Source organism: Micromonospora sp. NPDC049836, from assembly GCF_044465125.1.
Classification (GTDB): domain Bacteria; phylum Actinomycetota; class Actinomycetes; order Mycobacteriales; family Micromonosporaceae; genus Micromonospora.
In genome coordinates, this window is record NZ_JBITLH010000001.1 from 858,511 (window position 1) to 884,730 (window position 26,220).

General features: G+C 74.3%; 23 protein-coding genes, 1 pseudogene and 1 riboswitch. Of the genes and pseudogenes, 10 read left to right on the forward strand and 14 right to left on the reverse strand.

Annotated features, from left to right (window positions below):
- Positions 1 to 33: 33 nt before the first annotated feature.
- Together ACIBPB_RS04110 and ACIBPB_RS04115 are read right to left on the reverse strand one after the other, a co-directional pair.
- Complete coding sequence (locus ACIBPB_RS04110) at positions 34 to 1,446, reverse strand: MFS transporter (protein ID WP_396838082.1); 1,413 nt, start codon at positions 1,444 to 1,446, stop codon at positions 34 to 36.
- A 43-nt stretch (positions 1,447 to 1,489) separates the two neighbouring features.
- On the reverse strand, positions 1,490 to 2,071 hold the full coding sequence (locus ACIBPB_RS04115; protein WP_357309008.1) for a winged helix-turn-helix domain-containing protein: 582 nt from the start codon (positions 2,069 to 2,071) through the stop codon (positions 1,490 to 1,492).
- A gap of 210 nt (positions 2,072 to 2,281) precedes the next feature.
- Here ACIBPB_RS04115 and ACIBPB_RS04120 point away from each other — a divergent pair, with 210 nt between their 5' ends.
- Positions 2,282 to 4,321: a HelD family protein gene (locus tag ACIBPB_RS04120; protein ID WP_396838183.1), complete on the forward strand. Its 2,040-nt coding sequence runs from the start codon at positions 2,282 to 2,284 to the stop codon at positions 4,319 to 4,321.
- 23 nt (positions 4,322 to 4,344) lie between these two features.
- Here ACIBPB_RS04120 and ACIBPB_RS04125 read toward each other — a convergent pair whose 3' ends face one another.
- Genes ACIBPB_RS04125 through ACIBPB_RS04140 form a run of 4 tightly spaced genes read right to left on the reverse strand, consistent with a single transcriptional unit; the run spans position 4,345 to position 6,568 of the window.
- Positions 4,345 to 4,944, reverse strand: a complete 600-nt coding sequence (locus ACIBPB_RS04125; protein WP_396838083.1) for a hypothetical protein — start codon at positions 4,942 to 4,944, stop codon at positions 4,345 to 4,347.
- Between the two features lie 4 nt (positions 4,945 to 4,948).
- On the reverse strand, positions 4,949 to 5,302 hold the full coding sequence (locus tag ACIBPB_RS04130; protein WP_396838084.1) for a YbaB/EbfC family nucleoid-associated protein: 354 nt from the start codon (positions 5,300 to 5,302) through the stop codon (positions 4,949 to 4,951).
- 9 nt (positions 5,303 to 5,311) lie between these two features.
- Complete coding sequence (locus ACIBPB_RS04135) at positions 5,312 to 6,238, reverse strand: WXG100 family type VII secretion target (RefSeq protein WP_396838085.1); 927 nt, start codon at positions 6,236 to 6,238, stop codon at positions 5,312 to 5,314.
- Positions 6,239 to 6,247: 9 nt separating this feature from the next.
- The gene (locus ACIBPB_RS04140) at positions 6,248 to 6,568 is read right to left on the reverse strand and encodes a hypothetical protein (RefSeq protein WP_046569164.1); all 321 of its coding nucleotides are present in this window, start codon (positions 6,566 to 6,568) and stop codon (positions 6,248 to 6,250) included.
- Between the two features lie 169 nt (positions 6,569 to 6,737).
- On the opposite strand from ACIBPB_RS04140, the gene ACIBPB_RS04145 reads away from it, so the two are divergent.
- The 3 genes from ACIBPB_RS04145 (at position 6,738) to ACIBPB_RS04155 (ending at position 9,225) form a co-directional block, all read left to right on the forward strand.
- Positions 6,738 to 7,625 (forward strand): ABC transporter ATP-binding protein, encoded by an 888-nt coding sequence (locus tag ACIBPB_RS04145; protein WP_396838086.1) that lies wholly within the window; start codon positions 6,738 to 6,740, stop codon positions 7,623 to 7,625.
- 9 nt (positions 7,626 to 7,634) lie between these two features.
- Entirely contained in the window at positions 7,635 to 8,372 is a 738-nt protein-coding gene (locus tag ACIBPB_RS04150; RefSeq protein WP_396838087.1) for an ABC transporter permease, read from the forward strand.
- 94 nt (positions 8,373 to 8,466) lie between these two features.
- Entirely contained in the window at positions 8,467 to 9,225 is a 759-nt protein-coding gene (locus ACIBPB_RS04155; protein ID WP_396838088.1) for a VOC family protein, read from the forward strand.
- Positions 9,226 to 9,259: 34 nt separating this feature from the next.
- Here the strand turns inward: ACIBPB_RS04155 and ACIBPB_RS04160 are convergent, their stop codons facing one another.
- From ACIBPB_RS04160 to ACIBPB_RS04175, 4 genes and pseudogenes are all read right to left on the reverse strand, one after another.
- Positions 9,260 to 10,039: an ABC transporter ATP-binding protein gene (locus tag ACIBPB_RS04160; RefSeq protein WP_396838089.1), complete on the reverse strand. Its 780-nt coding sequence runs from the start codon at positions 10,037 to 10,039 to the stop codon at positions 9,260 to 9,262.
- Complete coding sequence (locus ACIBPB_RS04165) at positions 10,036 to 11,067, reverse strand: FecCD family ABC transporter permease (RefSeq protein WP_396838184.1); 1,032 nt, start codon at positions 11,065 to 11,067, stop codon at positions 10,036 to 10,038. Before ACIBPB_RS04165 ends, ACIBPB_RS04160 begins: the two co-directional genes overlap by 4 nt.
- Positions 11,068 to 11,222: 155 nt before the next feature.
- On the reverse strand, positions 11,223 to 12,158 hold the full coding sequence (locus tag ACIBPB_RS04170; RefSeq protein WP_396838090.1) for an ABC transporter substrate-binding protein: 936 nt from the start codon (positions 12,156 to 12,158) through the stop codon (positions 11,223 to 11,225).
- Between the two features lie 113 nt (positions 12,159 to 12,271).
- Positions 12,272 to 12,364, reverse strand: a riboswitch (cobalamin riboswitch).
- Between the two features lie 119 nt (positions 12,365 to 12,483).
- Positions 12,484 to 13,794 (reverse strand): annotated as a pseudogene (locus tag ACIBPB_RS04175) (M14 family metallopeptidase); the annotation flags it as partial.
- A gap of 204 nt (positions 13,795 to 13,998) precedes the next feature.
- On the opposite strand from ACIBPB_RS04175, the gene ACIBPB_RS04180 reads away from it, so the two are divergent.
- Both ACIBPB_RS04180 and ACIBPB_RS04185 read left to right on the forward strand, forming a co-directional pair.
- Complete coding sequence (locus ACIBPB_RS04180; protein WP_396838091.1) at positions 13,999 to 15,336, forward strand: C39 family peptidase; 1,338 nt, start codon at positions 13,999 to 14,001, stop codon at positions 15,334 to 15,336.
- A gap of 29 nt (positions 15,337 to 15,365) precedes the next feature.
- Complete coding sequence (locus tag ACIBPB_RS04185) at positions 15,366 to 16,706, forward strand: C39 family peptidase (RefSeq protein ID WP_396838092.1); 1,341 nt, start codon at positions 15,366 to 15,368, stop codon at positions 16,704 to 16,706.
- A 53-nt stretch (positions 16,707 to 16,759) separates the two neighbouring features.
- On the opposite strand, the gene ACIBPB_RS04190 is transcribed toward ACIBPB_RS04185, so the two are convergent.
- From ACIBPB_RS04190 to mqnE, 4 genes are all read right to left on the reverse strand, one after another.
- Positions 16,760 to 17,248, reverse strand: coding sequence for a hypothetical protein (locus tag ACIBPB_RS04190; RefSeq protein WP_396838093.1), 489 nt, complete (start codon positions 17,246 to 17,248; stop codon positions 16,760 to 16,762).
- A gap of 64 nt (positions 17,249 to 17,312) precedes the next feature.
- Positions 17,313 to 17,594, reverse strand: coding sequence for a DUF4229 domain-containing protein (locus ACIBPB_RS04195; protein WP_396838094.1), 282 nt, complete (start codon positions 17,592 to 17,594; stop codon positions 17,313 to 17,315).
- Positions 17,595 to 17,621: 27 nt separating this feature from the next.
- Entirely contained in the window at positions 17,622 to 18,050 is a 429-nt protein-coding gene (locus ACIBPB_RS04200; RefSeq protein WP_396838095.1) for a hypothetical protein, read from the reverse strand.
- A gap of 9 nt (positions 18,051 to 18,059) precedes the next feature.
- Complete coding sequence (gene mqnE, locus ACIBPB_RS04205; protein ID WP_396838096.1) at positions 18,060 to 19,229, reverse strand: aminofutalosine synthase MqnE; 1,170 nt, start codon at positions 19,227 to 19,229, stop codon at positions 18,060 to 18,062.
- Positions 19,230 to 19,470: 241 nt separating this feature from the next.
- Here mqnE and ACIBPB_RS04210 point away from each other — a divergent pair, with 241 nt between their 5' ends.
- The 4 genes from ACIBPB_RS04210 (at position 19,471) to ACIBPB_RS04225 (ending at position 26,219) form a co-directional block, all read left to right on the forward strand.
- Positions 19,471 to 21,012, forward strand: coding sequence for a C40 family peptidase (locus tag ACIBPB_RS04210; RefSeq protein WP_396838097.1), 1,542 nt, complete (start codon positions 19,471 to 19,473; stop codon positions 21,010 to 21,012).
- 287 nt (positions 21,013 to 21,299) lie between these two features.
- Positions 21,300 to 23,099 carry a hypothetical protein gene (locus ACIBPB_RS04215; protein WP_396838098.1) on the forward strand — a complete coding sequence of 600 codons (1,800 nt, stop codon included), beginning with the start codon at positions 21,300 to 21,302 and terminating at the stop codon, positions 23,097 to 23,099.
- A 194-nt stretch (positions 23,100 to 23,293) separates the two neighbouring features.
- Positions 23,294 to 25,363 (forward strand): DEAD/DEAH box helicase, encoded by a 2,070-nt coding sequence (locus ACIBPB_RS04220; protein WP_396838099.1) that lies wholly within the window; start codon positions 23,294 to 23,296, stop codon positions 25,361 to 25,363.
- A 235-nt stretch (positions 25,364 to 25,598) separates the two neighbouring features.
- Complete coding sequence (locus ACIBPB_RS04225; protein WP_396838185.1) at positions 25,599 to 26,219, forward strand: putative glycolipid-binding domain-containing protein; 621 nt, start codon at positions 25,599 to 25,601, stop codon at positions 26,217 to 26,219.
- The last annotated feature ends 1 nt before the right edge of the window (position 26,220 follow it).

A 26,220-nucleotide genomic window follows, 5' to 3' on the forward strand; every position in this document is an offset into this window, starting at 1 on the left:
GCCCCGACCGTATCCCCGCCCGTCGCGGCCGGCTCAGTGGGAGGGGGTCGGAGTGGCCAACTCCGCACCGGGCCGGGCCGCCTCCGCGCCGGTCACCGCCGGGCCGGCGCCCGGGGCGGACGCCGCCGGGTCGGCGGCCGGGGCGGACGCCGCCGGGTCGGCGGCCGGGGCGGGACGGGTGGCGGCGGCCGCGCGCTCGACCCGGACGGCCCGGGTGACCGGGAGCGCGACCAGCATGATCACCAGCAGCCCGGCCACCCCGCAGGCGGCGACCAGGACCCGGGGGGCGGCCACCGCGAGCAGCAGGCCACCGAGCAGGTAGCCGACCATGGCGGTGCCCTGGACGGAGGCGCCCAGTGCCGCGTACGCGCGGCCCCGAGCGGCCTCGGGCACCCGCCGGGCCAGCAACACGTTGTCGAAGACGTTGGCCCCGCCGTTGCCCACCCCGCCGAGCAGCCAGACGGGCACCAGCAGGATTGCGGTGGGTACCGCGGCGGAGAGCAGAATCATCAGGCAGCACCCGCCGAGCAGGGCGAGGTAGCCGACCAGCATCCGACCGTCGTCGACCAGCCGCCGGGCCAGCCGGGCGAACACCCAGGACCCGATCAGGATGCCGAGCGTCCAGGAGCCAGTGACCAGGCCGTACATCGTGGTGGAGCTGCCCAGCGTCTCGCGGATGAAGAAGACCTCGACCACGTTGATCGCCCCGACCGCGCCGATCACCCCGGCGAGGGTCGTGATCATCGCGACCAGCAGCGGGTCCCGGCGCAGCCGCCAGGCGGGGGCCGGGAGGTCGCGGGCCGGCAGGTCGCGGGCCGGGCCGGGAACCGTCGCCGGGGCCGAGCCGGGAACCGTCGCCGGGGCCGGTCGCCGGCCACCCCGCCGGGTGCGGATCAGCAGCCCGGCCGCGACCAACGCGAGGTAGCTGCCGGCGTCGAGCAGCAGGGGCAGCCGGGCGCCGAAGCCGCCGACCAGCAACCCGGCGAGCGCCGGGCCGGCCAGCGCGCCGAGGGTGCCGGCGGTCTGGTTGAGCGCGCTGGCCCGGGGCAGGTCGTCGGCGCGGACCATGGTCGGCACCAGCGCGGAGAGCACCGGCTGGGTGATCGCGAGGCCGGCGGCGAGGGCCGCCACCAGCGCGATGATCAGGGCCGGCTGGCCGGCGTACGCGAGCGCCAGGCAGATCGCGGCCTGCCCGAGCCCGGTGAGCACCAGCAGCAGGCGGCTGTCCACCCGGTCGGCGAGCCGGCCGGTCAGCGGGGCGAGCACCGCGAGCGGCAGGGTGGCGGCGAGCATCAGCCCGGAGACGGCGAGCCCGCTCGCGCCGGCGGACTGGAGGGCCAGCGCCAGGGCACTGGCGGCCAGGAAGTCGCCGCAGGTGGAGACGCCCCGGGCGGCGGTGACGAGCCAGATGTCGGACCAGCGCGACCGACCAGATGTGAAGGACATACTTCGAAGATAATCCTTCACACCTGTTTGTCAATCCCCGCGTTCAGTCCAGGGGCAGCGCCCGGTACTGCACCGCGACCGTCCGCGCCCCCTCCGGCGGGTCGGTCCGCAGCCGCCGCCGGTACGGGTCCAGCAGCCCGTGCACCGCCACGTTCAGCGCGGCCAACTCCTCGGCCGTGAGCAACAGCAGGGTGTCGCTGAACCAGGCCGCCTGGTACCACTCGCGCGGCTCGTCCGGCGCCCGGCGGATCCACTCCCGGACGCGCTGGCTGTCCCGCGCCAGGTGGACGTCGACCAGGTTCAGCTCGGCGGCCCGGGCCTCGGAATCGGCGTCCTGACCCGTCTCCACGTAGTACGACGGGCTGAACGCCTGCCAGACCCGCTCCCGGGCGTCGCCCCGGCTCGGTGCCTCCTGGATCAGCCCGAATTTCGCCAACTCCCGCAGGTGGTAACTGGTGGCGCTCGGCGACAGGCCGGCGATCTCGGCGCACTCGGTCGCGGTCGCGCCGCCCTCCAGCGAGCCGAGATGTTCCATGATCGCCATGCGGGCCGGATGCGCGAGCGCCCGCATCACCTGCGGATCGCTGATCGTCACCCGGCGCTGCTCGGGGTGCTCCTCGGTCATGCCCCCATGATTCCGCCCCGCGGGCGGCCGGGCGAAATTCCGCCCGCACAGGCGGCCGGGCGAAATTCGGTTGCCCGCCGACCCGGCCGGAGTAAGCTGCTCTGTCCCGCCCGACGGCCGTGGTGAGTAGCACCGCACAGGACGTCCCCGCGCCGGCCCCAGGTCGGAAACGCGAGCGGCAGCGTTTTTCCCGTGACGAGGAGTACGTGGATGACCCTGCACGCCCGAGAACAGACCCTCGACGACGAACTCGACGCCGAACGCGCCCACCTGGAGGCGTCCCGCGCGGCGTTGCGCCGGATGCGCGAGCGCGCCGAATCCCTCTTCGCCACCGGCGACAAGGTCGCCGGCGACGCGTACACCGCCGAACAGCTCGGCCGGCACATGGCCCGGCGGGTCAAGGAGCTGGCCGACGACCCGAGCACCCCCCTCTTCTTCGGCCGCCTCGACTTCGGCGACCTGGACCCGGACCACGCCGGGCGCGACTACCACGTGGGACGCCGGCACGTCACCGACGACCTCGGCGAGCCGCTGGTGCTGGACTGGCGGGCCCCCGTCTCCCGGTCGTTCTACCGGGCCAGCGCCCGCGACCCGCAGGGCGTCGCCGTCCGGCGCCGGTTCGGGTTCAGCTCCGGCGTGCTCACCAGCTTCGAGGACGAGCACCTGGACCGCGGCGAGGAACTGGGCACGGCCAGCCGGATCCTCACCGCCGAGATCGAACGCCCCCGCGTCGGCCCGATGCGGGACATCGTCGCCACCATCCAGCCCGAGCAGGACGAGCTGGTCCGGGCCGACCTGGCCGCCTCGATCTGCGTACAGGGCGCGCCGGGCACCGGCAAGACGGCGGTCGGCCTGCACCGCGCCGCGTACCTGCTCTACCTGCACCGGGAGCGGCTGCGCCGGTCCGGTGTCCTGATCGTCGGGCCGAACCGGGCGTTCCTGTCGTACATCGCGGCGGTGCTGCCCGCGCTCGGCGAGGTCGAGGTCGAGCAGGCCACCGTGGAGGACCTGGTCGCCCGGGTGCCGGTCCGCGCGGTCGACGACCCGGCCGTCGCCGTGGTCAAGCACGACGTGCGGATGGCCGAGGTGCTGCGCCGGGCCGTCGAGGCGCACATCGGTACGCCGACCGAGCCGATCATGGTGTCGGACGGCTCGTTCCGCTGGCGGATCGGGCTCGACCCGCTGCACCGCGTCGTCGAGGAGACCCGCCGCGAGGGCCTGCCCTACGCGACCGGGCGGGACCGGGTCCGGGCCCGGGTGGTGGGACTGCTGCAACGCCAGGCCGAGGCGCGCCGGGCGGAGTCACCCAGCGACGCCTGGCTCCGCCGGATGGCGAAGGCGAAACCGGTCACCGAGTACCTCGACGCGGTCTGGCCCGCGCTCACCCCGGAAGGGCTGCTGCACCGGCTGCTCACCGACCCGGCGATGCTCGCCGCGGCCGCCGACGGCCTGCTCAGCGCCGGGGAGCAGGAACTGCTCCGGTCGGGCCGGCTCGGGCGTACCCCGAAGGCGACCCGCTGGACGCCCGCCGACGCGGTGCTCCTCGACGAGATCACCGGGCTGCTGGAACGGCTGCCGGGCTTCGGGCACGTGGTGGTCGACGAGGCGCAGGATCTCTCCCCGATGCAGTGCCGGGCCATCGCCCGGCGCAGCGAGCACGGCTCGATCACCCTGCTCGGAGACCTGGCCCAGGGCACCGCGCCGTGGGCGGCCACCGACTGGCGGGAGTCCCTGACCCACCTGGGCAAGCCCGACGCCGCCGTGGTGCCGCTCAGCATCGGCTTCCGGGTGCCGGCGGTGGTGGTCGCCTTCGCCAACCGGCTGCTGCCGGCGCTCGCCGTCGACGTGCCCCCGGCAGAGTCGCTGCGCCGCGACGGGACGCTGGCCGTGCGTACCGTCGACGACCTGACCGCGGCCACGGTGGCCGAGGTGCGCGCGGCGCTGGCGCACGACGGCTCGGTCGGCGTGATCGCCGCCGACGACACGGTGGAGCGGCTCCGCGCGGCCCTCGCCGACGCGGGCGTGCCGACCGGGAGCGCCGACGACGTCGAGACCGCCACGCGGGTCACCCTGGTCCCGGCCACCCTGGTCAAGGGCCTGGAGTACGACCACGTGGTGGTCGTCGAGCCGGCCGCGATCGTGGCGGCCGAGCCGCGCGGCCTGCACCGGCTGTACGTGGTGCTGACCCGGGCCGTGTCCCGGCTCGCCGTGCTGCACCACGAGCCGCTCCCCACCCCCCTGACCAGCTGACCCCGGTCCCGCGAGGGGCGGGTTCAGCCGGTGAGCGCGGCCGCGACCGCGCGCAGCGGCCGGCCCGACTCGGCGATCGGCACGGTGAAGGCCAGCCAGGACCCGTCGGTGAAGGTGAGCTTCAACCGCTTCGGGTTGAGCCGGTGCCAGCCCACCCGGGCCGAGGCCACCTCGGCGCGCGGGGCGGCCCAGACCACCCGGGTCTCGGCCAGCGCCCGCTCGTCGTCCTCCCGGCTGGACAGCAGCTTCACCGGGCCGGTGACGCAGACCAGCAGCCGCCGGTCGGTGACGGCGAGCAGGGTGTGCCGCACCTTCCCGTCCGGCCGGGCCGGGTTGACGGCCCGGTGCAGCCAGGACGCGGCCGAGCCGGGCGCGCCCCGACCGGCGATCCCCCAGCCGATCAGGTCCACCAGCCGGTCGCCCCGGTCCCAGGTGGCCAGCGGCGCGAGCACGTTGAGCAGCACCGAGGAGACGGTGACCCGGCTCGGGGTGGATGCGACCGTCTCGTCGGGCGGAGGTGCGGGCGTCAGGCCGCCGCCGACCTCCGCCTGGGCGTGGGCGAGCACCCGCTCGCCCGGATCGGCGAGCCGGGCGAGCAGGTCGAGGTATCCGCTCTGGTCCATCGGCTCAGTATCGGTCGTAGCCGTAGCCGTCGTCGGTGCGGCGCTCCGCGGCCGGGGCGTTGCCCATCACCTCGCCGACGATCTCCCGGACCCGGGCGGCGGCGGCCTCCTGGGCGCGGTTCGCGGCCGCGGTGAACTCCTCGGCCAGGGTGTACGAGTCGAGCCGCATGGCCCGGGCGTTCAGCTCGGTGGAGAGGATCTTGCCGTCGGCCGCCGCGGTCACCGTGACCAGGCCGGAGTCGCTCACCCCCTCGGCGCTGCTCTGCTCCAGCTCGGCCATCCGCGCGCCGAGCTCGCGCTGCCAGCCGTCCAGGTTGCGGGCCAGCGCCTCGAGCCGGTCCAGGGCGGGGAAGGTCATCACTGCCTCTCAGTTCACGATCGAGTCGAAGACGTTCTGCACGCCCCGGGTGTACGGGCCCAGGTCTTCGGAGTAGGTGCCGTCCACCAGGTAGTTGCGGTCCTTGTGCCCGTCGGCGACGTCGTACATGCCGACCCCGGTGTCGAGCAGGGCACCGCCGATGCCGGGGATGTTCACCGGGGAGGTGTGGTTGATGGCGAACTTGCCGGGGAAGAGGATCGCGGCCCGCTTCAGCTTGAACTCCAACGCCTCCCGGGTGTAGCCGGACTTGTTCCACGCCCGGTACGCCTTCTTGGCCTTGCGCAGCTCCATCACCAGCTTGCGGTACTTGGTCAGCAGCTCCGCGACCTTCTCCAGCTTGGTGACCAGCTTGGTGAGGATCTCCGCGAACCGGGCCACGATCTTGACCATCCGGCCGACCGTGGTGGCCAGCCGGGCCAGCACCCGGACCACCGTGGCGGCCAGGGTCACGCCGGCGCTGAGCACGGCGGCCACCGCCGCGATGATCACCTCGGTCAGGAACCAGAGCAGGAACTCCAGGATCAGTTCGACCAGCAGGTTGAACGCCTCGACGGCCGCGTTCGCGGCGTCGACCAGCACCTCCTTGGTGCCGTCCAGCCCCTTGGCCAGCTCCTCGATCGCCTCCTCCACAGCCTCCATCGAGGCGTGGAACTTGTCCGCCGCGTCGCCCTCCCAGGCGCTGCGCAGCCGGGCCCGGTCGGCGGTCTGCTCACCGGCGATCTGGCGTACCGCCTCGCCGGTGGTCAGGGCGAGCTGGGCCGCGCGCATCAGGTCGTCCGGCTCCCCGGCGACCAGCTCCAGCAACTCGTTGAACGGCCAGAGCACGGCCTGGGAGAGCGGCTTGAACGGGTCGGGGGTGCCCGACACGATCTGCTCGAAGTAGGTCTTGTTGCGCTGCAACGCCTCGGTGCTCATGCGTCCCCCTCAGGCGCCCGGCGCGAACATGTCGTTGGTGGCCAGGTCGGTGCCGGTGTACGCGTCGGCCGTGTCGCTGATCCCCTCGGCGATGTCCGCCATCACCTCGGCGCCCTCGGCGAGCCCGGTCAGGCACGCCTCGAACTGCTCGGCGTACGCGGCGGCGAGGCTGAACGACGCCGGCATGATGCCGAAGGCGTGCCGGGGCACGTGCCCGTCGTGGAACCGCTGGCGCAACTCGCTGAACTGGGTCGCCCGTCCCCTGGAGGTGGCGGCGAAGGCGACCAGCGCCTCCGGTTGTACGTCCAGGTTCTTGTTCGGACTCGTCACGGACCCTCCCCAGTGTCCTGTCGGCAGCCGCCCGCCGTGGCGTCACCGCCGGGCGGGACTATCACAGTAGGGGATCACGTCCCCCGGCCGCGCGGGGCAGCGGGCGTGGACCGGACACGGTACACAGGGACGCATCACCGACCGGGACCGCAACCCCGAGGAGTTGACCATGATCCTGGCCCGCGCCGACCAGGTCAGCCGCCGCTACGGCGACGTGCTGGCACTGGACCGGGTCGACCTGACCGTCCACACCGGCGAGCTGGTCGGGCTGCTCGGCCCGAACGGCGCCGGCAAGAGCACCCTGATCAACCTGCTGGTCGGGCTGCGCCGGCCCACCGGCGGCCGGGTCGAACTCTTCGGCGGCGACCCGCGCGCCGCGGCCAACCGGCGGCAGCTCGGGGTGACCCCGCAGGAGACCGGGCTCCCCGGCACGCTGCGGGTCGGCGAGGTGGTCGACTTCGTCGCGGCCCACTTCCCCGACCCGGTCCCCCGGGACGAGCTGCTCGACCGGTTCGGCCTCGCCGACCAGGTCCGCCGGCAGACCGGCGGCCTCTCCGGCGGGCAGCGCCGCCGGCTCGCGGTGGCCCTCGCCTTCCTCGGCCGGCCCCGGCTGGTCGTCCTCGACGAGCCCACCACCGGGCTGGACGTGACGGCCCGGCACACCCTCTGGGAGGCGATCCGCTCCTTCCACGCCGACGGCGGCACCGTCCTGCTGAGCAGCCACTACCTGGAGGAGGTGGAGGCGCTCGCCCAGCGGGTCGTGGTGATCGGCCAGGGCCGGGTGCTGGCCGACGACAGCGTCCCGGCGATCCGCGGCATCGTCGGCGTGCGCCGGGTCAGCCTGGTCGCCGACGACCTGCCGGCGCTGCCCGGCGTGGTGGCCACCGAGCACGCCGACGGGCGTACCCACCTGCTCACCAGCGACGCCGACCAGCTCGTCCGGGACCTGGTCACCGCCGGGGTGGCGTTCCGGGACCTGGAGGTCCGGCCCACCTCGCTGGAGGAGGCGTTCCTGGCCATCACCACCGGCGACCGGCCCGCCGTCCCGACCGTCTAGGAGCCCGCCATGCCGCTCGCCCTGATCCACGCCCGCTACCAACTGCTGGAGATCATCCGGATCCCGGTCGCGATCTTCGGCAGCGCCTTCTTCCCGGCCGCCGCGATGCTCTTCTTCGTGGTGCCGTTCGCCGGGGACGACGCCGAGGGCGCCACCTACGCCACCGCCGCGATGGTGACCTTCGCGGTGATGAGCGCCAACATCTTCCAGTACGGGATCGGCGTCGCCGAGGACCGCGACCAGCCGTGGAACCCGTACACCCGGACCCTGCCGGCCGGGCCCGGGCCGCGCTTCGCCGGCCGCATCCTCGCCGGGCTGACCATCACCTACCTCTCCATGCTTCCGGTGGTGGTGATCGCGGCGGTGGCCACGGCCGCCCGGGTCACGCCCGTGCAGTTCCTGCTCGGCGCCGTCGGGGTGGCGGTGATCTCGGTGCCGTTCACCCTGCTCGGCCTGGCCATCGGCTACTCGCTGCCGAGCAAGGCGGCGATCGTGGTCGCTCAGCTGATCTTCTTCCCGCTCGCGTTCGGCGGTGGCCTGCTCTCCGGCCCGGAGGACGCCCCCGGCTTCGTCCAGGCGATCGCCCCCTACCTGCCCACCCGGGGCGCGGTGGAGCTGATGTGGGCCGCGGTCACCGACTGGCGGCCGAGCACCCTCTCCATGGCCATGCTCGGCGTCTGGATCGTGCTGCTCGCCGCCGTCGCCGCCTGGGCGTACCGGCGGGACGAGGGGCGCCGCTTCAGCTGACGATCTGTCCGATTCCGCCCCGGTGGGCCGGGGGACGGTGCCACGATGCCGGCAGGGCGTGCCGTCGGGGCCGCCCCCGGCGAGAGGGGACCGCGTGAACGGCGTCGAGCCCGGCACGCCCTGCTGGGCCGACCTGGCCACGCCCGGGCTGGCCGCGGCGAAGGAGTTCTACCCGCAGCTCTTCGGCTGGACCGGGCAGGTCTCCCCGGAGCCCGCGGCCGGCGGCTACACCGTCTTCCGCAAGGACGGGCGCGCGGTCGCCGGGGCCGGTCCGCCGGCCACCCCGGACCAGGTGCCGATCTGGTCGACGTACGTGGCGACCGACGACGCGGACCTGGTGGCGACCCGGGTGGAGGCGGCCGGCGGTCAGGTGGTGGTCGCCCCGTTCGACGTCTCCGACCAGGGCCGGATGGCGGTCCTCGCCGACCCGGCCGGCGCGGTGTTCAGCGTCTGGCAGCCGATGGCGATGCGCGGCGCGGAACTGTTCAACGAGCCCGGATCGATGTGCTGGAACGAGCTGGTCACCCCGGACCCCGAGAGGGCCAAGGACTTCTACGGCCTGGTGTTCGGCTGGCACCCGGAGGAGCGGACACCCGGCCCGATGCCGTACACCGGTTGGCGCTGCGGCGCCCGGATCGTCGCCGGGATGATGCCGCAGCTGGAGAAGCTGCCGGAGGATCTGCCCGCGTACTGGTCGGTCTATTTCGCGGTCGCGGACGTGGACGCCACCGCGGCGCGCGCCGCCGAGCTGGGCGGCACCATCCTGGTCCCGCCCCGGGACAACCCGGCCGGGCGCAGCGCGGCGCTCCGCGACCCGCAGGGCGCGCTCTTCTCGGTGGCCACGCTGCGCTGACTGGTGCCCGCCACCGCCACCTGGTCCGGTCCGCTCAGCGGGGCCGGACGGGCACCACCAGCGGCCCGTGCTCGCCCGGGATGACGCGGACGTGCGCGCGGTAGTGGGCGGCGAGCAGCTCCTCGGTGAGCACCTCCTGCGGCGGGCCGGAGGCGACCACCCGGCCGTCGGCGAGCAGCACCATCCGGTCGGCGTACTCGCCGGCGACGGAGAGGTCGTGCATGGTGGCCAGCACGGTCAGCACCTGCTCGCGGCGGAGCTGGTCGACCAGCTCCAGCACCTCCTGCTGGTGCCCGATGTCCAGCGCGCTGGTCGGCTCGTCGAGCAGCAGCAGGGTGGCCCCCTGGGCCAGCGCCCGGGCCAGGAAGACCCGCTGCCGCTCGCCGCCGGAGAGGGTGGCCAGCTCACGGTGGGCGAACGCGCCGAGGTCGAGCCGGTCGACGACCTCGCGCACGGCGGCCAGGTCGGCGGCGGACTCCCGGCCCAGCGCCGGGATGTACGGGGTCCGCCCCAGCAGCACGTAGTCGAAGACCGACATGCCGGCCGGCACCACCGGGGACTGCGCCACGGTGGCCACCACCCGGGCCCGGTCCCGGCGGCGGAAGGAGTCGATCGGCGTACCGAAGAGGGAGACCGCGCCCGGCGCGGGCAGCAGGCCGCCGACGGCGCGCAGCAGGGTCGACTTGCCGGCGCCGTTCGGGCCGATCACGGTGACCCACTCGCCCACCGCGACGGTCAGGTCGACGCCGGCCAGGATGGGCGCCCCGCCCAGCGCGACCCGCAGGTCGCGGATCTCGACGGCGGCCGGGCTCACGTGAACACCCGCCGCGCGGTGCGCAGGACCAGGACGAAGAACGGCCCGCCGAGCAGCGCGGTGACCACGCCGATCGGGATCTCCGCCGGCGCCGCCGCGGTCCGGGCCACCACGTCGGTCAGCGCCAGGAACGCGCCGCCGAAGAGCATCGACAGCGGCAGGATCACCCGGTAGCTGGCCCCGGCGAGCAGCCGGACGGTGTGCGGCACGATGATGCCGACGAAGCCGATCAGGCCGGAGGCGGAGACCGCGGCGGCGGTGCCGAGCGAGGCGGCGGCGATCAGCAGGTAGCGGGAGCGCTGCGGGTGCAGCCCGAGGCTGGTCGCCTCGTCGTCGCCGACCGAGAGCACGTCCAGTTCGCGGCGGTGCAGCAGCACCACCACGGCGGTGAGCACGAAGTAGGGCAGGACCAGCAGGACGTCGTGCCAGCCGGCGGTGGCCAGCCGGCCGAGCAGCCAGGAGTAGACCTGCTGGATGCTGTCGGAGTGGCGTTGCAGCAGGTACGTCTGCCCGGCGGAGAAGAACGCGGAGACCGCCACCCCGGCGAGGATCAGCGTGGCCGGTGACCGGCTCCGGCCGCCCGCCGCGCCGAGCCCGTAGGTCATGGCGACCGCGGCGAGCGACCCGACGAACGCGGCGAGCGGGATGGTGACCGGCAGCCCGGTGATCGCCCCGCCGGCGCCGGCGCCCAGCGCGATGACCGCGGTCACCGCGAGCCCGGCGCCGGCCGCCACCCCGAGCAGGTACGGGTCGGCCAGCGGGTTGCGGAAGACCCCCTGGTAGCAGCCGCCGGCCAGGGCGAGCAGCCCGCCGACGAGCAGGCCGAGCACGACCCGGGGCAGGCGCAGCTCGGTGACGATGGCGACCTCCCGCTCGGTGAGCCCGCTCTCCAGGTGCACCCCGGGCAGCAGGTTGAGCAGTTCGGCCGCGACGCTGCCGGGCGGCAGGCTGACCGGGCCGAGGGACACCCCGGCGACCAGGGCGACCAGCACGGCGGCGAGCGCGGCGGCCAGCCAACGCTTGCGCAGCCGGGCCGGCCGGGCCGGCGTACCGGTGCCGGCCGTGGGCCGGGTGCCGCGGCCGGGGTCGGGAGCGGCCCGGCCCGGCCGCGGGCCGGGCGGTCGGGACGCGTCGGGCGCCCCGGCCGGCCGGTCGGCGGGTTCCGCTGGTCGCACGGTCACCGTCAGGCCGGGACCTTGGCGGTGGCGGCCACGATCGCCCGGACCAGGTCGACCACGCGCGGCCCCCAGCGCGAGGCGATGTCGTCGTCGAGGGCGACGACCTGGTTGTTCTTGACCGCCGTGATGCCGGCCCAGCCGCTGCGGGCCTTGACGGTGTCCGGGTTCTGCTTGCAGCACTTGGTGTCGGCCAGGAAGACGAAGTCGGGGTTCGCCTTGACGATGACCTCCTGGGAGAGCTGCGGGTAGCCGCCCTGCTTGCCGTCGGCGTCCGCCGGGTCGGCGATGTTCTCCAGGCCGGCGAGGGCGTAGATCGAGCCGAGGAAGGTCTTGCTGGTGACGCTGTACAGCTCCGGGCCCAGCTCGTGGTAGTAGGTGAGCTTCGTGGTCCGCTTCGGCAGGTCCTTGGTGAGGGACGCGATGTCGTCCTTCATCTTGGTGGTGAGGGCGTCCGCCTCGGTCTGGTGGCCGGTGAGCTTCCCCAGGTCGATGAGCTCCTGGTAGGTGTCGTCCAGGGTGGTCGCGGCCGGGCTGAGCAGCACCGGGATCTTCAGCGTGGTGAGCTGGTCGACGATCTTGTTGGTGTCGTTGGCGAGCACCACCAGGTCGGGGTTGCGGCCGGCGATCGCCTCCGCGTTCGGCTGGTAGCCGGAGAGGTCGGTCTTGGGCGCCTCGGGCGGGTAGTTCGACTGGTCGTCCACGGCGGTGACCTGCTTGCCGGCGCCGATGGCGAAGAGCATCTCGGTCGCGGTGGGCGACAGCGAGACGATCTTCTCGGGCCGCTTCTCCAGGGTCACCTTGCCGACGGTGACCGGGAAGGCGGCGGCCGCCGAGCCGCCGGCGGCGGGGGTGTCGGTCGAGGTCTTCTCGGCGCAGCCGCCGAGGAGCAGCGCGCCGGCCGCGAGCGCGGCGGCGAAGAGCCGGGGGGTACGTCTGGACATCGGTCCTCCTGTCGGTCGAGGAGCGTGGTGCTTCGCCGACAGGAGCGCCCTGGGTGCGCCCGTCCGCGAGGCGCCCTTCCTCGAGAGCGCGTATCGCGACCTGCCGCAGGCGACCTGGCTCATCCCCACGCGGTTCGGCGCCGGCCTCGGGCCGGCGCCGCGTGCGGGGCATCACAGTTGCGGGACAGCGCCGGTTTCTCACCGGCTTCGCTGCGGACTGGTCGGTGTCACCGTAGCGCACGTCCGGCGGAGATCGCCCGGACGGGCGGGGTGGTGGGGGCCCCGGCAGGGGGTGGGACCGGGGCCCCCACGGTGCGGCGGGTCAGCAGTACGTGCTCTGCTTGCCGATCACCCGGTACGGGCAGTCGGCGTACTCGGACAGCAGCAGGACGGCCTCCTTGTTGCGGGAGGTCTGGGTGGGGATCACCTCGTCGGGCGGGTAGAAGCCGCCGCCGGAGGACGACCCGGGGTACATCTCGAAGGTGTAGGCCCAGATCTTGTGGGTGCCCCACATCCAGTCGATGCTGGTGCCGTCGGCGATGTAGAGGTCGCTGGACTGCTCGGGCGTGTAGCCGTTGCTGGACGCCATCTGCCGGCCCAGGGTGGCGAAGGTGTTGTACTGGTCGGTGGTCATCCCGGTGGCGGTGTTGCTGTACGTGTAGCCGTACGGCCAGAGCACCAGCTGCGAGTAGGTGTGGAAGTCGATGTTGGCTTTGAGCTGCTGCACCCCGCCGACCACCCGGCTGTTGACGAAGTTGCGCAGCGCCGCCGTCTCGGGGGCGGAGAAGGCGGACGGGCCCCGGTAGGTCTCCGACGACTTCGAGGTGGACGAGCCGCCGCAGCAGCCCCACTGGTAGCCCCAGTTGCGGTTCAGGTCGGTGCCGACGGCGGTGGAGCCGCTGTTCGGCTGCCGGTTCTTGCGCCAGGACCGGTAGGAGCCGGTGGCGATGTCGTACTCGCTGCCGTCGGGGTTGACGGTGGGCACGATCCAGATCTCCCGGGAGTTGACGATGTTGGTGATCCGGGAGTCGGTGCCGTAGCTGTCGGTGAAGAGATTGAGCAGGTAGATGGCCATCTCGACGGTCAGGTGCTCGCGGGCGTGCTGCTGGGCGTTGAAGAGGATCTCCGGCTCGTTCTCGTCGGTGCCGACGTTGTCGGAGATCTTCACGGCCATCAGGTCCCGGCCCTGGTAGGACGTGCCGATGCTGAGCTTGCGGGCGATGCTCGGGTGGTCGGCGACGACCTTGTTCACCACCGCGGTCAGCTCGGCGTAGTCGTGGTAGTTGGAGTCGGCGGGCGGGAACGCGTACGCGACGGCACCGGGGGCCGCGGCCGGGGTGGCCTCCCGCTCCAGCCGGAAGCCGAGCCGGGTGATCGCGGCGGCCTCGGCGCTGGTCGCCGTGACGTGCAGCACGCCGTGTTCGGAGTAGTCGATCGCCGCGCCGGTCCGGGCGACGGCGCTGCGGTCGGCGACCGTGCGGGGTCCGAGCACCCGGTAGCTGGTGGCGGCCGGCGCGTCGGAGCGGTCCGGGGCGGGCCGGGCGGCGGCCGGCGTGCCGAGGGCGGTGACGAGGGTGAGGCCGACGGCGGCGGCGAGGGCCAGCCGGCGGCGGAGCGGGGACGTGCGGAGGGCCATGGACAACCTCCTCGGGGTACGGGAGATCCCGTTTCGCCCACCTCACCAGGAGTCACATGGTCATATCAATATTCATCACTGTGTTGGTCCATCCCGACCGGATCGTCACGTCGGCAAAGATTTTCCATGCGTTGACCTCTGGCGAAAGTTCCTTCCAGGAGCGACAGTGAACGGCAACGATGCCGCTCACCTGTGGGAGCCGCCATGGCCCGGACATCCCTGCGCGCGATCGCCGTCGCCGGCGTCACCGCGCTCGCCCTCCTCGGCACCACCGCACCGGCCGCCGCCGGCAAGCCGGCCGACGGGGTCACCACCGTCACCCACGACGAACAGATCACCTGGCAGGGCTGGTCCGGCACGGGCTGGTCGGCCGGGACCGCCGCCGGCACCACCGGCACCAGCACCGGCCTCACCCTGACCACCCCGGTCGGCACCGTCCAGTACCGGGACCCGCACACCGGCGTCCGGCGCACCTGGGCGTACGGGACCTGGACCTCGCCGCTCACCGAGGTCGGCTTCGGCGCCACCGAACTGGTCGCCTCGTGGAACGCCGACACCCCCGCCGGCACCTGGCTCCAGATCGAGGTCCAGGGCAGCTACACCACCGGCACCCGGACCCCCTGGTACGTCCTGGGCCGCTGGGCCGCCGGCGACGGCGACATCAAGCGGACCAGCGTCGACAAGCAGGGCGACAAGACCTCCAGCGTGTGGACCGACACCCTCGCGATCAACAACCCGGCCGCCGGGGTGCTGCTGCGGGCGTACCAGCTCCGGGCCACCCTCTACCGGGACCCGGCATCCACCGGCACGCCCGTGCTGCGCTCCCTCGGCGCGATGAGCTCCACCGTGCCGGACCGGTACACCGTCGCACCCAGCGCCGGGCACATCGCCTGGGGCACCGAGCTGGCCGTGCCGCGCTACTCCCAGAACATCCACGCCGGCCAGTACCCCGAGTACGGCGGCGGCGGCGAGGCCTGGTGCTCGCCCACCTCGACGGAGATGGTCGTCGAGTACTGGGGGCGCAAGCCGTCGGCGGCCGACACGTCCTGGGTGGACCCGAGCTACGCCGACCCGACCGTCGACCACGCCGCCCGGATGGCCTACGACTGGCAGTACGACGGCACCGGCAACTGGCCGTTCAACACCGCGTACGCGGCCAGCTTCCCAGGGCTGGAGGCGAAGGTGACCCGGCTGCACTCGCTGGACGAGGTGGAGCACTTCATCGCCGCCGGCATCCCCGTGGTCACCAGCGTGTCCTTCCTCGCCAGCGAGCTGGACGGGGCCGGCTACGGCACCGCCGGGCACCTGATGGTGGTGATCGGCTTCACCGCCACCGGCGACGTGATCGCCAACGACCCCGCCTCGCCCAGCGACACCGCCGTCCGGCACGTCTACCACCGCGACCAGTTCGAGCAGATCTGGCAGCGCACGAAGCGCACCACCGCCAACGGCGGCACCGGCAGCGGCTCCGGTGGCGTCGTCTACCTGATCAAGCCGACGACCGTGGCCTGGCCCGCCGTGGCCGGGTCCACCAACTGGTGACCCATCCCTTCACACCCTGCGGAGTTCACATGGTCAGACCAGCGCTGCGGGCGGTCGCCCTCGCCGGGGCCGCCGCGCTCACCCTGCTCGGCGTCACGGCCCCGGCCCACGCCGACAACAACCTGCCCGTCGCCGCGCACGACGAGCAGATCACCTTCCAGGACTGGTCGAAGTACCCGGACTGGCGCGACGGCACCCACCAGGGCACGTACGCCATCCCGGGGCACCGCACCGGCATCACCATCGACGAGCCGACCGGCACCACCCCGTTCACCGACGAGCACACCGGCGCCACCCGCACCTGGGAGTACGCCACCTGGACCTCGCCGGAACGGCAGATCGGCTTCGACGCCACCGAACTGGTCGCCTCGTGGAACGCCGAGACCCCGGCCGGCACCTGGATCCAGGTCGAAATGCTCGGCACCTACAACACCGGGGAGCAGACCGACTGGTACGTGATGGGCCGCTGGGCCTCCGGCGACCAGGACATCAAGCGGGCCACCCTTGACGGGCAGGGCGACGACTGGTCGACCATCTGGACCGACACCTTCTCCATCGACGATGCCGACGCCGGGGTGCTGCTGCGGTCGTACCAGCTGCGGCTGACCCTCTACCGGGCGCCGGGGCAGACCGCCTCGCCGCGGGTCTGGATGCTCGGCGCGATGAGCTCGAACGTGCCGGACCGGTTCACCGTCACCCCGAGCAAGGGCGGCATCGCCTGGGGCACCGAGCTGCCGGTGCCGCGCTACTCGCAGAACATCCACATCGGGGAGTACCCCGAGTTCGACAACGGCGGCGAGGCCTGGTGCTCGCCCACCTCGACGGAGATGGTGGTCGAGTACTGGGGCCGGAAGCCCTCCGCCGAGGACATCGCCTGGGTCGACCCGAGCTACGCCGACCCGACCGTCGACCACGCCGCCCGGATGACCTACGACTACGAGTACGAGGGCGCCGGCAACTGGCCGTTCAACACCGCGTACGCGGCCAGCTTCCCGGGCCTGGACGCGCGGGTCACCCGGATGCACTCGCTGGACGAGGTGGAACGCTTCATCAAGGCCGGCATCCCGGTGGTCACCTCGCAGTCCTTCCTCGCCAGCGAGCTGGACGGGGCGAACTACGGCACCTCCGGGCACCTGTTCGTGATCGTCGGCTTCACCGCCGAGGGCGACGTGATCGTCAACGACCCCGCCTCCTCCTCCGACGAGGTGGTGCGCAACGTCTACAAGCGGTCCCAGTTCGAGCAGATCTGGCTGCGGACCAAGCGCTACCGGGCCAACGGCACGGTGGCCGGCGGCTCGGGCGGCATCGCGTACCTGATCAAGCCCACGAACAAGCCCTGGCCGGTCGTACCGGGCTCCACCAACTGGTGAACGCCGCGGGCCCGGCGCGGTCCCCTCGGGGATCCCGCCGGGCCCGCGGGGCCTCAGCTCTGCACCGGCGTCCGCGCGAGCCGGTCGATGACGGCCTCTTCCTCGTCCGCACGCCGACGGCCCATGATCGTCCGGACGATCACCACCACCCAGCCGACCGCGGCGAGCGCGCCGCCCACCGTGAAGCCGGTGACCAGCAGCCAGGTGCTGCCACCCGTGGTCGAGAAGACGCCCTTGCCGGCCCCGGTGTCGTGGGCCGCCGCGCTGCCACCCGTGGTCAGGCCGGCCGGATCGTCATAGAGGATGACGTTCTTGCGGACGGCACCGCCGTCGGCGGGGACGAAGTCGCCGTGCCAGGTGCAGCTCCGCCTGCTGCACTCCTCGTTCACGGCGGTGAACGTGCCGGGCGTGCCGGCCCCGGACTTCGCCCGCCACGCCGGACCCACGTCCGGTGCGGCGAAGGCCAGCCCCATCACCGCGATGACCGGCAGCCCGACCCAGAGGAAGAACTTCATCCGCCAACTACTGATCCGCTCCATCACGGGGAGCGACCCTAGCGGGAGGAGGCCCCGCGACGCTGCCCCGCTCCGGCACGGATCGCCGGGATCAGCTCCGGCGGTCGCCGGTCTCGTTCTCGGTGGACGGGTCCTCGCCGGCCAGTGCGGAGCGCAGCCGTTCCTTCTCGGCCCGCCGCCGCTCCGACGCCTCCGCCATCTCCCCGGCCATCTCGTCCCGCCAGCCGCGCAGCAGGAAGAACGAGAGCGCGGCCGAGAAGACCAGCGCCAGCATCAGCCGCAGAAACATGTTCATCTCGACGAGCCACAGGGCCGCCAGCACGCCGACGAACAGCCCGATCCGGCCCAGCGTGTACTTGACCGCCGCGCTCACGTGCGTACTCCGTTCTCCGTTGCCGGCTCAGCCCGTACGCCGAGCCAGCCAGTGGACCCCAGGAAACCAGACCACCGCGTAGACCACGGTGAACGCCGCCGCGGCCAGCGCGCCGGACAGCAGCGGGGGCAGGTCGGCGGCCAGCCCGGCCGCGAGCAGCCCGGCGAGGACGCCGAGCACGACACCGGCCAGCGCGGCGAGCACCCGGGCGGCGCCGAAATCCCAGGCCCGGAAGTCGTCCCAGAAGAGCCAGACCGGCAGGATCACCGCCAGCCAGCCGTTGGTCCGCCCGAACCCGCCGGCCCCCATGGTGGCGAACGCCCACTCGAAGAGCACCAGCGCCGCCACCCCGATCACCAGGCCGGCGAGGCTCACCCCGAGCAGGTCACCGAGGGTGGCGATGCGTCCCTCGGCGTCCCGCCGGGGAAAGCCGCGCGGCTGCTCGTCGGTGCTCATCGGGCGCGGTCAGGCCCAGACCTGCTGCGGCTCGGACCGGCGCTCGGCCAGCGACGGCGCCGCGTCGTACTCGCGGACGATCTCGTAGCGGGTGTTCCGCTCGACCGGGCGGAAGCCGGCGTCCCAGATCAGGTGCAGCAGGTCGTCCCGGTGCATGGTGTTCGGCGTGCCGTACGAGTCGGCATCGTGGGTGATCTTGTATTCCACGACCGAACCGTCCAGGTCGTCCACGCCGAAGTTCAGCGAGAGCTGAGCCACCGAGAGGCCGTGCATCACCCAGAAGCACTTCACGTGCGGGACGTTGTCGAAGAGCAGCCGGGAGACCGCGAAGGTCTTCAGCGACTCGGCCGGCGAGGCCATCGTGGTCCGGGCCTGGATCCGGTTACGGATCTTGCCGTCCGCGGAGTCGACGAAGTCGTGCTGGTAGCGCAGCGGAATGAAGACCTGGAACCCGCCCGTCTCGTCCTGCAGCTCGCGCAGCCGCAGCACGTGGTCGACCCGGTGCCGGGGCTCCTCGATGTGGCCGTAGAGCATGGTCGACGGCGTCTTCATGCCCTTGGCGTGGGCCAGCCGGTGGATCCGCGACCAGTCCTCCCAGTGGCAGGCGTGGTCGACGATGTGCTGCCGGATCTCCCAGTCGAAGATCTCCGCGCCGCCGCCGGTGAGCGACTCCAGACCGGCGTCCATCAGCTCGTCGAGGATCTCGTCCGCGCCGAGGCCGCTGATCTTCTCGAACCACTGCACCTCGGTGGCGGTGAACGCCTTCAGGTTGACCTTCGGCAGCGCCGCCTTCAGCTCGCGCAGCACCTTCGGGTAGTAGCGCCAGGGCAGCGTCGGGTGCAGGCCGTTGACGATGTGCAACTCGGTGAGCTGCTCGTCCTCCATCTCCTTGGCCTTGCGGACCGCCTCGTCGATCCGCATCGTGTAGGCGTCCTTCTCGCCCGGCTTGCGCTGGAACGAGCAGTACGCGCACGAGGCGGAGCAGACGTTCGTCAGGTTGAGGTGCCGGTTGACGTTGAACATCACCCGTTCACCGTTCAGCTCGGTGCGCTTGTGATGGGCCAGCCGCCCGAGCCAGGCCAGGTCGTCGCTGGAGTAGAGGGCGACCCCGTCCTCGCGGGTCAGCCGCTCCCCCGCGTAGACCTTCGCTTCAAGCTCGCGCTTGAGTCCGGCGTCCATCGAAAGCCACGTCCCTTCCACCTGCGGTCCCGGTCGAGCCTACGTCGGCGCTCCGACGAACCGGCGGCCCGGTCGACCCCGACGACCTACTTCACCGGACTCTCAGCCGCTCGTTACCCTCCGCGCATCGACAACCCTCGCCCCGTGAGGTAAGACAGGGTGGGGCGGAACACACACCGAGAACGTCCCGGTCCACCGCGCACACCGAGCGCGGCAGGCACCAGACCGGACGGGGAGCGGAATGGGCGACAGCAAGCGGGTCCGACGACAGCGACGCGGGGGCCCGGTGATCTCGCCGGTGCTCCGGCCGAAGCTCTGGGCCGCCCTGCTCGGCATGGTGGCGGCCGCCGCCATGGCCACGCCGGCCTGGGCCGACCCCACGCCGGACAAGATCCCCTCCACCGGCGCCCGGCCCCCGGTCGCCGGCCTGCGGCTGCCCGGTTCGGTCCCCGCGCTCCCCGGCGTCCCGCCCGGCCTGCCCGGCGCGCCCGGCACCACGCCGGTGGGCGCCAACCCGGGTGACGGTCCGCTGATCGCCCAGATCAACCAGGCCGACGCGCTGGTCGCCCAACTCGGCGACACCCTGCTCAGACTCAAGGCCGAACGCGACGAGGCGCAGGCCCAGGTCGCCACCGCCACCACCAACCTGCGGCAGGCCCAGGACGCCCTCGCCCAGGCGCAGGAGAAGGCGAAGAACGCCGCGGCCGACGCGGTCAAGGCCGCCGCCGCGGTCCCGCCCGGCGAATTCGCCGCGGACCTGCGCGACCTCACCGTCCTCCAGCAGATCAGCCGGGGCGACAAGGCGGACGGGGCGACCACGGCGGTCGCCGGCGAGGTGGCCCGGGCCACCGCCACCGCGAACATCGCCCAGCAGGCGTACGACGCGGCCCAGCAGCGCGCCACCGACAAGGCCGCCGAGTACGTCCGGGTCGAGGCGGACCTGCACCGGCAGGAAGCCGCGCTGGTCAAGCTGCGCACCGACAACGCGGCACTGCTGCTCGACCTCGAGCGCCGCCGGGACGCCGCCGAGCAGCAGATCGGCGGCTCGTACGTCGCCAACCAGAGCATCAGCGGCCTGGCCGCCGACCCGAAGGCGCTGGCCGCGGTCCGCTACGCCCTCGCCCAACTCGGCGACCCCTACCTCTGGGCGGCCGAGGGGCCGGACCGGTTCGACTGCTCCGGCCTGGTGCTCGCCTCCTATCAGGCGGCCGGCTACCGGGGCCTGCCCCGGGTCTCCCGCGACCAGTACTACGCCACCCGGTCCCGGACCGTGAGCCCGAACGCGCTCCTCCCCGGTGACCTGCTCTTCTTCGCCTCGGGCAGCAGCTGGACGAGCATCCACCACGTCGCCATGTACATCGGCAACGGCAAGATGGTCGAGGCGCCGCGCACCGGGGACGTCGTCAAGATCTCCGTGGTCCGCTGGAGCAGCCTCTACGCGGCCACCCGGGTGATCGGCGCGGTGCCCGCCCCGGCAACCCGCCCGCCGGCGCCGACCACGCCGAAGCCGACCCAGACCACCACGCCCAAGCCGTCCCAGACCAGCACGCCGAAGCCGACCGGCACGCCGAAGCCCACCGGGACGCCCTCCACGACGCCGACGCCGCCCACCCGGCCGACGACCAGGCCGCCGGTCCCGCTTCCGGACCCGACGACCTCCTCGCCGACGCCGGAGCCGTCCGAGACGCCGACCGACGAGACGAGCACCGAGCCGACCGGGTCGGCGAGTACCGCCGCCCCGTCGACCAGCGCGGCGGAGAGCAGCTCGGCCAGCGCGAGCTGACCCAACCGTCCACTCGACTGTGCTGCCGGGCCGGAATGTGGCACGGTGAGTTCCAGGCACTCCCGGCCGGCGCCACGGTCCGGGGCGAGGGCGGGCGTGAAGGGGCGAGCATGGGCGAGCGCGAGGTTCCGGCGGAGACGGTCCACCCCGGATCCGCGCCTGCCCCCGCCGACCGGCCGGCGGCATCCGGCGGTGACGGCCGCGCCACGCAGGCCAGACCCGTGGTGGCCCGGGCCCGGGTGAGCGTCGCCGGTGCCGTCCTGGCACCGCCCGACGAGGAGCGCCCGGTGCCGAGACAGGCCAGCGCCGGCACGTACCGAGCGGGCACCGTCGGTCCGTTCGGCAGCCAGCCCGATGCGCGACCCGCCGCTCCGGACGCCCGGGCGACGACCCCGGCCGGGCCGGACGCCCCGGCCGACGCCACCACTCCTGCCGACCCCGCCGCCGAGTCCGGCACGCCGAGCGCGGCGGCGAACCCCGCCCAGGATCGGGCCACCCCGAGCAGCGAGCCGGCCGAAGCCGCCGCCGAGACCGGCACGGCGAGCGAGGCGGCGGACCGCGCCCAGGATCACGAAACGCCGGGCAGCGACCCGGCGGACCCCGCCGCCAAGCCCGACGAATCGAACAGGGCGGCGGAGGTCGCCGCCAAGGCCGACGAGCCGAGCGACCCGGCGGAGGTCGCCGCCGAGGCCGACGAGCCGAGCGCAGCGGCGGATCCCGCCCGGGATCAGGCCACGTCGAGCAGCGACCCGGCGGAGGTCGCCGCCACGTCCGGCGCGCCGCGCGAGACCGCGGCCCGCGCCCAGGGTCGCGCCACGCCGGGGACGGCGCCGGTCGAGGCCGCCGGGACGGCCGACCCGCCGGCGCGGCCGGCGGACGCCCCGGCCGAGGACAGCGAGGTCAAAAAGCGGCCGGCGGCCCCGGCGGAACCGCCCGCTCCGCTGGACCGGCGCCGGCCCGGCGCCACCGTGCCACCCTCGACCTGGTCCGCCTTCGCCGCCGCCGAGCGGTCGCCCGGACAGGGCGGCTCGACCGGCACCCGCACCCCGCCACCGGCCGCGGCGGCGGACGCCGCCACCCCGCCGGCGGCCGACCCGGCCGGCGCATCCCGCGCCCCGCGGGTCACCGGATCCGCCCGGATGCCGTCGCCCGCGCTGCCCCACCCGCGACCCGAGGCGGGGCAGGCGCGGGCCAGCGCCGCCGTGCCCGGCCTGAACCGGGTCTCCCCGGACGAGATCGCCGCCGCCGGGGTGGCCCCGTCCGCCGCCACCGTCTACCGCGCCGGCCCGGTGAACCCGGAACCGCCCGAGCCGGCCCAGCCACCGGAGCCGGTCCAGCCGCCCGAGCCGCCGGGCCCGGAGCCCGAGCCGGCGCCGACCCCGGTGCCGGGTCCGGCTCCCGCGCCGGGTCCGACCCCGCCGTCGCCCACGGAGCCGGAGCCACCGCTGCGCCCGGCGCCGCCGCCCGCGCCCGCGCCGGTTCCGCCCACCCCCGCGCCGCCGCCCGCACCGACCCCGCCGGGACCGGTGCCGCCGATCCCCGGGCCGCCGGTGCCACCACCGGCCCCGCCGATGCCCCCGCCCCCGGCACCGCCCGGCCCGATGCCGGCCCCGCCGTTCCCCCCTCCGCCCGCCATGGCCAGCCCGGCGGGCGGGCCGGTTTCCGCGCCGCCCGTCGTACCGGCCCCCGCGCTGCCCGTCGTACCGGCTCCCGCGCTGCCGACCTGGCCGCCGGCGACCAACCCCAGCGCGCCCGGCGCCGCGGCTGGCCGGGCCTATTCGGCCGGCCGACCCGCGGACCGGGCGGGGCAGCAGGCCGCGCCGGACCTGGCCGGCACCCGCTACGGCGGGACGGAGGGGCCCGGCTTCACCACGGTCTCCTTCCCGCAGGGCAACCCGGTGGAGAATTCCGGCTCGCTGACCGGCCACATCCTGGCCCAGGGCTGGGCCGAGGACGGCCCGGCGACCCGGTCCAGCAACACCCGGGTGGTGATCGTGCTGGCCGTGGCCCTGTGCCTGCTGATCGCGATCAGCCTGCTGGTGGTCTTTCTGGCGAACGACGCGCTGCGCGGGTTGACCGGCGGATAGGCGACAACCGGGGTGAGCCCGCCCACTACGGGTTCGCGGCGCGCTGCCGTGCTCGCCGAGCCGCCGTACACTTGTCGGGATCACTGGACCCGGCGCGCCGTTCGCGCGCCCATGGGCGATCTTGCGGGCGAATCGGCGGCGTACGGAGCCGCGGCGGGCCATCGCGAAGATGCGCCCCGCTCGAAAGGCATTTCTTGACCACCTACGCTGCCCCTGGCACGTCCCCGTCCACCGACCAGACCCCCACGCCGGCGCTCCCGGCCACCGACCCGGTCGACTTCGCCGCGCTGGGCCTGCCCCGGCAGCTCGTCGACGCGCTGACCCGGCAGGGCATCACCACCCCGTTCGAGATCCAGCGGGCCACCCTGCCGGACGCCCTCGCCGGCCGCGACGTGCTCGGCCGGGGTCAGACCGGCTCGGGCAAGACGCTGGCCTTCGGCCTGCCGGTGATCGCCCGGCTCGCCGAGCGCAACCGGGCCCGGCCGCTGCACCCCCGGGCGCTCGTCCTGGTCCCCACCCGCGAGCTGGCCATGCAGGTCAACGACGCGCTGGTGCCGCTCGGCAAGGCCGTCGGCATCTTCCTCAAGACCGCCGTCGGCGGCGTCCCGTACGACCGGCAGATCGACGCGCTCCGGCGGGGTGTGGAGATCGTGGTGGCCACCCCGGGGCGGCTCGGCGACCTCATCGAGCGCGGCGTCTGCCGCCTCGACGACGTCGAGGTCACCGTGCTGGACGAGGCCGACCAGATGGCCGACATGGGCTTCCTGCCGGAGGTCACCGAGCTGCTGGCGAAGACGCCCGCGGACGCCCAGCGGCTGCTCTTCTCGGCCACCCTGGACAACGACGTCGACTCGCTGGTCAAGCGGTTCATGACCGACCCGGTCACGCACTCCACCGCGCCGGCGACCGCCGCCGTGTCCACCATGGACCACCACCTGCTGCTGATCCCGCCGCACGACAAGTTCGCGGTGGCCGCGTCCATCGCGGCCCGGGACGGCCGCACCATGCTCTTCGCCCGTACGCAGCTCGGCGTCGACCGGCTGGTCGAGCAGCTCGCCGCGGTGGGCGTACGCGCCGGCGGCCTGCACGGCGGTAAGACCCAGCGGATGCGGACCCGGACCCTGGCCGAGTTCCGCGAGGGCCGGACGAACGTGCTGGTCGCCACCGACGTGGCGGCCCGGGGCATCCACGTCGACGGGGTGACGCTGGTGCTGCACATCGACCCGCCGAAGGACCCGAAGGACTACCTGCACCGGGCGGGCCGGACCGCCCGGGCCGGCGAGTCCGGCGCGGTGGCCACCCTGGTGCTGCCGAAGCAGCGCCGGACCACCCTGTCGATGCTGGAGAAGGCGGGCGTCGCGCCGGCCGAGACCCGGGTCCGCGCCGGTGACCCGGCGCTGACCGAGCTGACCGGTGCCCGGGAGCCCAGCGGCGTCCCGGTCCGCAATGAGCCGGAGCCGCGCCGCGACCGCCCGTCCGGTGCCCGCCGCTTCGGCGACCGGGACGGGCGCGGCGAGCGGCGCTTCGAGGGGCGGGATCCGGCCGACCGGGATCGGCGCTACGGCGACCGGGACGGGGCGCGCCGCGACCGCGCCGACGGTCCGGGCGAGCGCCGCTACGCCGACCGCGCCTCGGGCGACCGGGAGCGGGGCACGTTCGACCGGGACCGGGGCGAGCGCCGCTACGCCGACCGGGGCCCCGTCGACCGCGACCGGCGTCCCGGCGACCGCACCTCCTTCGATCGGGACCGCAGCTCCTTCGACCGCGACCGGGGGCCCGTCGACCGGGACCGCAGTTCCTTCGACCGCGACCGGGGCGAGCGCCGCTACCCCGACCGGGGCACGTTCGACCGGGACCGCGGCGAGCGCCGCTCCGGCGACCGGCCGACCGGCGACCGCCGCTTCGGTGACCGCCCCACCAGTGACCGCCCCACCAGTGACCGCCGCTTCGGTGACCGGCCGACCGGTGAGCGCCGCTTCGGTGACCGCCCCACCGGCGGGCGCGGCTTCGCCGAGCGGCGGCACGACGACCGCGCGCCGGGCGAGCGGCGGCACGACGACCGCGCCGCGGGCGAGCGGCGCCACGACGACCGGGGACCGGGCGAGCGGCGCTACGGCGACCGGGACGCCCGGGGTGACCGGCGCTTCGCTGACCGGGGCGGGGACGCCCGGTCGGCGGACCGGCGGGACGGCTTCCGGGCGGAGGGTTCCGGCCGGGACGACCGGCGCGGCTTCGGCGGGCGATCCCCGGCCCGCACCCACTGAGCACTGACCAACGGACGGACGCCGCCGTCGGGCCCCGGCCCGGCGGCGGCGTCCGCGCATTCTGAGCCGGTGCCCGCCGGCCGGCGTAACGTCCGGGCCTCGGCTCGGCGGCGGCGTTCGCGCATCCCGTGCCGGTGCCCGCCGGTCGGCGTAACGTCCCGGCCCCGGCCCGGCGGCGTTCGCGCATCCCGTGCCGGTGCCGGCCGGTTGGCGTAACGTCCGGTTCATGCCGACCATGCCGAAGTCGCTCTTCTGGGCCCGGACCGACACCGCCGGCGCGGAACACGTCGTCCTCGACGATCGTCAGGGACTCAGCGCGCAGGGCGTGCAGGTGGCCGTGGACCCGATCCCCTACACCTGCCGCTACCGGCTGACCGTGGGCGCGGACTGGTCGACCAACCGGCTCGAGGTGGAGACCGAGGGGGCCGGCTGGTCGCGGAGCGTACGCCTGGAGCGGGGCGCGGACGGTTGGCGGGTGCGGACCGGCGAGGAGGGCGACCTGGACGCCGCCCTCGGCGCCGCCGGGCACCCGGCGGCCGGGCTGCCCGGCACGGACGATCCGGACCGGCTGGCCGCGGCGCTCGACGTCGACCTCGGCGGCTCGCCGCTGACGAACACGCTCCCGGTCCGCCGGCTCGGGCTGGGCCGGGCCCCGGCGGACCTGGCCCGGTCGGTGACCGTGGCGTGGGTGCTGGTGCCGAGCCTGCTGGTAGTCCCCGCCGAGCAGGTGTACACGTCGCTCGGGCCCGCCCGGGTCCGGTACGCCGGTGACGGGTTCACCGCCGACCTGGACCTGGACCCGGCCGGCTTCGTGGTGCGTTATCCGGGGCTGGCCGAGCGGATCGACCCGCGCTGAC